This is a genomic window from Candidatus Komeilibacteria bacterium CG_4_10_14_0_2_um_filter_37_10, from assembly GCA_002793075.1.
Lineage (GTDB): Bacteria > Patescibacteriota > Patescibacteriia > UBA1558 > UBA1558 > UM-FILTER-37-10.
In genome coordinates this window covers 709-1,153 of the sequence record PFPO01000074.1, presented here as the reverse complement: position 1 = coordinate 1,153, position 445 = coordinate 709, and the positions used below count along the sequence as shown (strand labels likewise).

Annotated in this window: 1 pseudogene (cut by a window edge); it reads right to left on the bottom strand. The window is 33.0% G+C overall.

Going from position 1 to position 445, the window contains the following annotated elements:
- Positions 1 to 2 precede the first annotated feature (2 nt).
- Positions 3 to 445: pseudogene (locus tag COX77_04055) on the bottom strand (hypothetical protein); it runs 708 nt beyond the window's last position.

The window sequence follows — 445 nt, the reverse complement described above, 5'->3', positions numbered from 1 at the left end:
ATTTATTTTTTGAAATCTTTTAATTTAAGTTTTAAACGTGTAATGTTGCGCCAGATCTCTTTGTCGATTGAATAAACGACATTAATTCGATCTCCTATTCGAATGTCGTTTGTTTTTTCTGATAAATTAAATCCGATTGCATCCATCAGCTTATTTTCGGAATTAACTAATCTAAAGGATACATGGCGATTTTCCACACCTACCAACCTCATGTCAGATATCATTAAGTTTTTGGTCATAAAAACCGGTTGAGGATTACCTACTCCGAATGGAGCAAGTTTTGAAAATTCATCATAGAGTTCAGAATTTATATTTTTCGCGTCAATTTCAGCGTCAACTTTGACTATCCTTTCAAGCATTTCCAATGTAACAAGATTTTTTGCAAGTTTTTCTAATTTTTCCTGAACCAATGAAAGTTTTACGGTCTCAACAGTAAAACCTGCCG